At 62.3% G+C, this 7,723-nt stretch carries 10 protein-coding genes; 8 read left to right on the forward strand and 2 right to left on the reverse strand.

The features are described from left to right. Positions 1-1,572 (reverse strand): heavy metal translocating P-type ATPase (locus tag ABYB95_RS12600; protein WP_372658906.1); only part of this gene is annotated, 1,572 nt, incomplete at its 3' end. 132 nt (positions 1,573-1,704) lie between these two features. Between ABYB95_RS12600 and ABYB95_RS12605 the strand changes: the two genes are divergently transcribed. From ABYB95_RS12605 to infA, 8 genes are all read left to right on the forward strand, one after another. Beyond that, the gene (locus ABYB95_RS12605; protein ID WP_372658907.1) at positions 1,705-1,902 is read left to right on the forward strand and encodes a heavy-metal-associated domain-containing protein; all 198 of its coding nucleotides are present in this window, start codon (positions 1,705-1,707) and stop codon (positions 1,900-1,902) included. A 74-nt stretch (positions 1,903-1,976) separates the two neighbouring features. Next, entirely contained in the window at positions 1,977-2,384 is a 408-nt protein-coding gene (cueR, locus tag ABYB95_RS12610; RefSeq protein WP_372658913.1) for a Cu(I)-responsive transcriptional regulator, read from the forward strand. A 169-nt stretch (positions 2,385-2,553) separates the two neighbouring features. After that, positions 2,554-3,177, forward strand: coding sequence for a Spy/CpxP family protein refolding chaperone (locus tag ABYB95_RS12615; protein WP_372658908.1), 624 nt, complete (start codon positions 2,554-2,556; stop codon positions 3,175-3,177). A gap of 504 nt (positions 3,178-3,681) precedes the next feature. After that, positions 3,682-4,455 (forward strand): septum site-determining protein MinC, encoded by a 774-nt coding sequence (gene minC / locus ABYB95_RS12620; protein WP_372658909.1) that lies wholly within the window; start codon positions 3,682-3,684, stop codon positions 4,453-4,455. 40 nt (positions 4,456-4,495) lie between these two features. Next, positions 4,496-5,311 (forward strand): septum site-determining protein MinD, encoded by an 816-nt coding sequence (minD, locus tag ABYB95_RS12625; RefSeq protein ID WP_372658910.1) that lies wholly within the window; start codon positions 4,496-4,498, stop codon positions 5,309-5,311. A 4-nt stretch (positions 5,312-5,315) separates the two neighbouring features. After that, positions 5,316-5,576: a cell division topological specificity factor MinE gene (gene minE, locus ABYB95_RS12630; RefSeq protein WP_372658911.1), complete on the forward strand. Its 261-nt coding sequence runs from the start codon at positions 5,316-5,318 to the stop codon at positions 5,574-5,576. A 534-nt stretch (positions 5,577-6,110) separates the two neighbouring features. Further along, a complete protein-coding gene (locus ABYB95_RS12635) occupies positions 6,111-6,311 on the forward strand; it encodes a hypothetical protein (protein WP_372658912.1) in 201 nt (66 codons plus the stop codon). 2 nt (positions 6,312-6,313) lie between these two features. Further along, positions 6,314-6,568, forward strand: coding sequence for a translation initiation factor IF-1 (gene infA / locus ABYB95_RS12640; RefSeq protein WP_204735405.1), 255 nt, complete (start codon positions 6,314-6,316; stop codon positions 6,566-6,568). A gap of 70 nt (positions 6,569-6,638) precedes the next feature. Here the strand turns inward: infA and ABYB95_RS12645 are convergent, their stop codons facing one another. Next, a complete protein-coding gene (locus ABYB95_RS12645; RefSeq protein ID WP_372658914.1) occupies positions 6,639-7,667 on the reverse strand; it encodes a patatin-like phospholipase family protein in 1,029 nt (342 codons plus the stop codon). Positions 7,668-7,723 lie beyond the last annotated feature (56 nt).

Consider the following 7,723-nt stretch of genomic DNA (forward strand, 5'->3'; position numbering starts at 1 on the left):
CAGCATCGCCCCTTTGACCGAACCCCTGCTGCCCCGCCCCGCCACGGCCTGCACGTCCTGGGCCACGGGCAGCTGGGCCATGTCCATGCCGGTGCTGCGCACCGCGTCCATCACCGCCACCGCCAAGGGGTGTGCGCTTTGTGCCTGCAAGGCTGCGGCGGTTTCCAAGGCGGCGGATTCGTCAACCCCGGGCAGGGTGTCGATCAGCAGCAGACGGGGGTGGCCTTGCGTCAAGGTGCCGGTCTTGTCAAAAGCCACCGTGTCCACCTTGTGCGCGATTTCCAGCGCCTGCGCGTCCTTGATCAAAATCCCGTGCCGGGCCGCCACACCGGTGCCGGCCATGATGGCCGCCGGCGTGGCCAGTCCCAAGGCACAGGGGCAGGCGATCACCAGCACCGAAACCGCGTGCAGCAGAGCCACTTCCAACGGTGCTTGCAGCCACAGCCAGACCACCAGGGTGGCGATGGCGATCAGCAACACCACCGGCACAAACACCGCCGCCACCTGGTCCACCATGCGTTGCACCGGCGCCTTGCCCGCCTGTGCGTCCTGCACCAGGCCGATGATGCGGGCGAGCACGCTTTGTGCACCCACCGCGCGCACCACCACCTGCACCGCGCCTTCGCCGTTGAGCGATCCACCGGTGACACCATCGCCCGCCTCTTTGGGCACGGGCATGGCTTCCCCGGTCAGCATGGATTCGTCGGCCTGGGTACTGCCTTGTTGCACCGTGCCGTCGGCCGGAAAACGTTCACCGGGCCGCACCGTCACCACATCGCCGGGCAACAGTTCTTCCACCGGCACATCGGTTTCTTCTGTGCGCCGAACACCGTCGGGCACCAGGTGCGCGCGTTCGGGTCGCAAGGCGTGCAGGGCACGGATGGCCGAGGTGGTTTGCCGCTTGGCGCGCAGCTCCAGCCATTTGCCCAGCATCACCAGCGTGATCACCACCGCCGAACCTTCAAAGTACAAATGCGCCATCTCGCCCGGGGCGGCTTTCCACCACAGCCAGGTGGACAAAGCCCAACCCGCACTGGTGCCAATGGCCACCAGCAATTCCATGTTGCCGGTATAGGCCTTGAGCGCGTGCCAGCCGGCCTTGTAAAAGCGCGCACCCAGCACGAACTGCACCGGCGTGGCCAGTGCAAACTGCAGCCAGGCCGGCAACATCCAGTGCTGGTTCCACAAGTCGCCCAACATGGGCAACACCAAGGGCGCTGAGAGCACGATGCCCGCCAGCACCGGCAGAAAATCGCGCGGAATCCCCATCCATTGGGGCTCTTCTTCGTCCATCGCCTCCATCGACCTGGGTTCGTAGCCGGCATCGCGCACGGCGCGGCGCATCAGCGCCTGGTTGCGCGCATCGCCCGCATCCGCCATGGTGATGCGCGCCGATTCGGTCGCCAGATTCACGGCAGCGGCCGTCACCCCAGGCTGTTTTTTCAAGGCGCGTTCAACCCGGGACACACAGGACGCGCAGGTCATGCCGCCAATGCCCAGGTCGAAATGGCCACCATCCGTTGAAGGCGATGCGCTGGATTCTGGGAAGGAATGGGATACGGCGGTGTTCATAGGCTCAGCATAAGCTTTCCAATAATGGGAAGGTCAAGCTGGGATGGTGGATTTGTTAACGCTTGCAATGCAACTTGACCTTCCCATGGTGTCAAGGTTCAAAATAGCTTCAACAACTTTTGGAGAAACACCATGAACCAGACTTTCCATGTTCAAGGCATGACCTGTGGCCACTGTGAAAAAGCGGTCTTGGCCGCCATCAAAACACTGGACCCCAAGGCCATCGTTCAAATCGACCGCAGCCAGGACCGGGTCGAGGTGCAATCGGATCAGGACCACGACCGCATTGCGCACGCCATTCGGGAAGAAGGCTACACCGTCGCCGCATGAACAAGACACAGGCCCACCGTGGCGGCAGCCCGACCCGGGCCCGCACCGCCACTCAGACCGAGCCCGAACTGCCAATGCAGGATGCCTGGCCCATCGGCATTGGCAAAGCCGCCGAGCTCAGTGGCATTTCACCCAAGATGTTGCGCCACTACGAGTCGCTGGAACTGCTCGGTGCGGTGACCCGCACCGACAGCAACTACCGCCAGTACAGCTTGTCGGACGTGCACACCCTGCGATTCATCCGCCGCGCGCGCGACATGGGTTTTAGCCTGGATGCCATCGCCGAACTGGTCGGCCTGTGGCACAACCGCCGGCGCAGCAGCGCCAGCGTGAAACGCGTGGCTCAAAAACACATGGACGAACTGGCCGAGCGCATCGTGGCCATGCAGGCCATGCAACGCACACTGGACAGTTTGCTCAGCCATTGCCCCGGCGACGAACGACCCGACTGCCCGATTCTGGACGATCTGGCCCATCCCTGAACCGGTCGGTAGGGATTTTTGCCGGCATAAAGCGGAACAAATCTTTACACAACGGCTGCAAAGCGGCACAGACGAGAAACACCGCACTTCCACACTGGGTCCATTCCAGCAGCAAACCCTCAGAACCCCGATGCACTGGAAATTTTTCCCCAACCACCCAGGAGTGACCATGAAATTCTCGACCCCCCGCGCCATCATCGCAGCCGCCATCGCCACCGCCTTCATCGGTGTGTCAGCCACAGCCATCGCCCAGGGCATGAACGGCACGGAGCCCGACATGCACAAGCCACACACCAGCCAACGCGCCGCCGACGGCGCCAACGCCCAACCCGGCGCCGACAAGCTGGCCCGCCATGCCCAACGCGCCCAGCGCATGGAAAAACGCATGGCCGAACACCAGGCCAAGCTGAAGACCGAACTGCAGCTCAGCGCCGACCAGGAGCCGGCCTGGAACGCCTTCGTGGCGCGCATGCAGCCCGACATGAGCAAGCGCACCCCGATCGACCGCGAAGCCTGGTCCAAACTGACCACCCCCGAGCGTCTGGACAAAATGGCGGCTCTGAAAGCCGAACGCGACGGCGAAATGGCCAAGCGCAGCGACGCTATCAAGAGCTTTTACGCGGCTCTCAAGCCCGAACAGCAAAAAACCTTTGACAACCAGCGCATGGGCTTTCACCGGGCAGGGATGAAGGGTGAGCACCGCATGGGCCACGGCCACAAAGGCCATGGGCACATGGGTGGCAAAGACCACCCCCACATGGATCGTGAAACCACACCCGCAGCACGCAGCTGAATTTTCCCCACTTCCTGCAACGAGGCCGTGTGAACGGCCTCGTTTTTTTTTGGGTATGCACCCATCCCTGCTGCACAAATGGCGGCGTTGAGATGGGGAAAGAGAACGGGCTGGGTCGGTTTTCCACCGTTTGGGCTGTGCTTTCTTCTTCTATAACTTCTTATATATAAATTAGTAGCAGTAGTAGAAGAACGGCAATTTCTGTGTACAAGCCACTTTTCTTTATACAAATCAAGCACTTGGCGACTTTAAAACCATGTGCAGACCAGGCTCTTGCCCAAAGACACGATTGGGGACAGATCGGACAAAAGAAAAAATCTGTGGATAACATCGAGGTTGTTAAAAAGTTATACACAGCCTTGTGAGGAACTGGTGGCTACCGTGGCCACCTCACATCTGGATGCAAAGCGCGGGTGACCCGGCTGGTAAGATGCCCGGCTGTGATGCGTGCCTTGTCGGCCCGCGCGGATTTACCGGTTCGACCCGGACAGAGCCAGCCCATCCATGTCTGTAGCCCTCACAGGAAACGCGCCCACCACGTTTGAGATCAAGAGCGCCAACCTGCCTCTGGTGGCCTTGTTACTCAAATCCGACCATCTGGAGCGCCTGGGCGAAGAATTTGCCCAACGCTTTGGCGATATGCCGGATTTTTTTGACCACGATCCGCTGGTCATCGATCTCACGCCCTTGCAAGCCCTGGATGCGGTGCCGGTGCCCGATTTTGTGGCACTCACGGCCTTGCTGCGCAGTTACCGGCTCAATCCCCTGGCCGTTCGGGGCGGCAATGCCGAACAAATGGCGCAGGCCCTGGCCGCGGGTTTGATGTCGGCGGCAGACGCCACCGTACAGCGCCCGGCCAGATCCCCCGAAGCCGACCCCGCCACCAGCCCGCCCCAGGTCCCGGCGGTCGAAGCGCCACCCGCCCCTGCGCCCGGTGCCTTGATCATCGACAAACCCCTGCGTTCGGGTCAACAGGTCTACGCGCGTGGCCGCGACCTGGTGGTCATGGCCATGGTCAACCCCGGTGCCGAAGTCATCGCCGATGGGCATATCCACGTGTATGCGCCGCTGCGTGGCAAAGCCATTGCGGGTGCCCGTGGCAATGGCGACGCGCGCATTTTCGCCTTGGGCATGGCGGCCGAACTCATTTCCATCGCCGGCATCTACCGCACCAGCGAAACCGCCTTGCCCAAGGAAATCCAGGGCTTGCCAGCCCAGGTGCGCCTGGTGGCCGGCCCCGAGGGCGACAAACTCGTCATCGAAGCGCTGGGCCATTGAGCCAGCCATTTCCTATTCAGACCTTGAAAGCACCCACTCCATGAGCAAAATCGTCGTCGTTACTTCGGGCAAAGGCGGGGTTGGCAAAACCACCACCAGCGCCAGCTTTGCCACCGGCCTGGCCCTGCGCGGTCACAAGACCGCGGTGATCGACTTTGACGTGGGCTTGCGCAACCTCGACCTGATCATGGGTTGCGAACGCCGCGTGGTCTACGACCTGATCAACGTCATCCAGGGCGAAGCCAACCTGAACCAGGCGCTGATCAAAGACAAACAGTGCGACAACCTGTATGTGCTGGCGGCCAGCCAGACCCGCGACAAGGACGCGCTGAGCCAGGACGGTGTCGAAAAGGTCTTGAACGACCTTGCCGCGATGGACTTCGAATACATCGTCTGCGACTCACCCGCCGGCATCGAGACCGGTGCGCTGATGGCCATGTACTTCGCCGACGAAGCCCTCATCGTCACCAACCCCGAAGTGTCCAGCGTGCGCGATTCCGACCGCATCCTGGGCATGCTGGGCAGCAAAACCAAGCGCGCCATCGAAGGCAAGGATCCGATCAAGGAACACTTGCTCATCACGCGTTACAACCCCAACCGTGTGCAAGAAGGCCAGATGCTGTCGCTGGAAGACATCCAGGACATCCTGCGCATCAAGCTGATCGGTGTGATCCCCGAAAGCGACAGCGTGCTCACCGCCTCCAACCAGGGCACACCCGCCGTGCACCTCAAGGGCACCGATGTGGCCGAGGCCTATCTGGACGTGATCGACCGCTTCCTGGGTGCCGAAAAGCCGTTGCGCTTCATCGACGCTGAAAAAGCCGGTTTCTTCAAGCGCGTGTTCGGGAGGAAATAAGTCCATGTCGTTTCTTTCCTTCTTTCTGGGCGAAAAAAAGAAAACCGCCAGCGTCGCCAAGGAACGCCTGCAAATCATCCTGGCGCACGAGCGCAGCGGACGCAACGCCGCCGAGCCCGACTACCTGCCCGCGTTGCAGCGCGAGCTCATGGCGGTGATCAGCAAATACGTCAAGATCAACCAGGACGACATCAAGGTGCAGCTGGAACGCCAGGACAACCTCGAAGTGCTGGAAGTCAAGATCGAGTTGCCGGACCGGAAATAAGCGCGCGCCGCCTTGTTCGGCGCCGCTGCGTGCACCTACCATCCGCGCGGTCTTTGTCGGGCTTGGTGCGCTACAGCGTCCACCTCAAGCACGATTTTTCGCATTGCGGTATAATTCGGGATCGCTTTTGGCGACCGACCCTGTTCAGGCTTGACCGCTTGCATGGTCCAGCCCCTGGCAGAGGGGCTGGTCGGTCCAGCCCCTCTAAAGCGCGCCACCCCAGTCTCGGATCCAATCCCGACCTTCCGGTGGCTTTATATCCCTCCTGATGCACGAACCCTCTGCTGTGGTTTGTGCCTCGACACTGGTCCACTGCGGGCACTTGTCGGGCGATTCGGTAGGACACCCCGGCGCTTGGGGCTGCCACTTTGTTTTTCGGGCGTTTCCGGTCTTGCGGCTGTTGCTGCGGGGCCTCGCCCATTGATGTTTTTGATGATTCATACCGATACAACGAGACTTTCTCCCTTCACCCTTGGAAAATACCGCATCGCTGCCAACCCCAGAGCATTGCCCGGCGGCCGGTTTTCTGCCCACGTGTCCATTGCCAGCGGCTGCGGTAGCGCATCCACCGCGCGCGTGATGCGTTTTGTGGACGAGTTTTCCACCCACGCTGCTGCGGCCGACTACGCCTTGGCGCAAGGCATCGACTGGGTGCGTGGAGCTACCGGAGCGACGGCGCCGCAGGCGGCCCGCTCGATCTGCCCGAATACGAACCTGATTGAAACAAGGAACTGAGCATGGCCAAAGAAGAACTGATCGACATGATGGGCATCGTCAACGAGGTGCTGCCCGACACGCGTTTTCGCGTGACGTTGGACAACGGACACCAGTTGATCGCCTATTCGGCGGGCAAGATGAAGAAGAACCACATCCGCATCCTGGCGGGTGACCGGGTGTCTCTGGAGCTCTCGCCTTACGACCTGACCAAGGGCCGCATCAACTTCCGCCACATCGAAGGCCGCGGCCCGATGACGCCGCGCAAACCGCGCTGACGGAAATCTGCCCGGCGCCTGCGCGGCACCGGGCGCCGCCTGCCCGCGCGGCCCTACCGCTGGCAGGCGTTCAGTAGAACAACTGGCCCAGATCGACGCTGCTGCGTCGGCCCACGTCGCCGTGGTGGGCCAATAGCCATGCCTTGCCGTGCTCGCGGCCCAGGGCAAACAACATGTCGAAAAAGCGCATGCTGGCCGCCGCCTTGCTCTCGGTACCGAGTTCGCGCATGACTTCACCGGCTTCCACCACATGGAAGTGGGTACCCGTGAGCCGCCGCTCGAGCACGCCTCGGTTCCACCACGCGTGGCGCCCGACACTGTCGCGCAGGTGGGCAAACATGCGCATTTCGCGCAAAAAAGTATTGTTGAAGGCCAACTCCATCATGCGGTTCTGGATGTCTTTGGCCGACTGCGGCGTGGCGCTGTGTTTGAGCGGGGCCAGCATCACCAGCAAGATGTCGCGCGCGCCGCATTCGTGAAACAGCGGGAACACCGCCGGGTTGGCGGCATAACCGCCGTCCCAATAGGGCTCGCCGTCGATCACCACGCTGCGGTGCATGGTGGGCAGGCAGGCCGAGGCCAGCACCGCGTCGGGTGTGAGTTCGGGCGTGCGAAACAGGCGCAGCTTGCCGGTGTTGGCGTTGGTGGTGGCGATGAACAGCTTGAGCGGGCTGTGTGTGCGCAGGCGCTCAAAGTCCAGCTGCTTCAACAGAATGTCGCGCAGCGGATTGAGATCGAAGGGGTTGAGCTGTTCGGGTGAAAAGTAGTGGGTCCACTGCAGCATGAGCCGCATGGCGGGCGCCAGCTCCAGGTTTTTGCCGTCCGGGCTGGGCACCGCCACCTCGAACGGCGCACTGCCCGCCACGGCGGTCCAGAAGGTGCGCAGCGCGGCGCGTGCGCCGTCGGGGCCGCCCTGCATCAAGCCTTGCGCCAGCACCACCGCGTTCATGGCACCGGCACTGGTGCCGCTCACCCCTTCGAAACGCAGGCGCCCGTCTTCCAGCAAGGCATCGAGCACGCCCCAGGTGAAGGCGCCGTGGGCACCACCGCCTTGCAAGGCGAGGTTGACGGTGGGCGGGCCGCGCCAGAGCAGGGCCATCAGGTTTTTGCCGAGCTTCGGCGCGCCTGCACCGCTTGTGCCAGGCTCGCGAGCAC

This window comes from Hydrogenophaga sp. (assembly GCF_041633695.1).
Lineage (GTDB): Bacteria > Pseudomonadota > Gammaproteobacteria > Burkholderiales > Burkholderiaceae_C > Hydrogenophaga.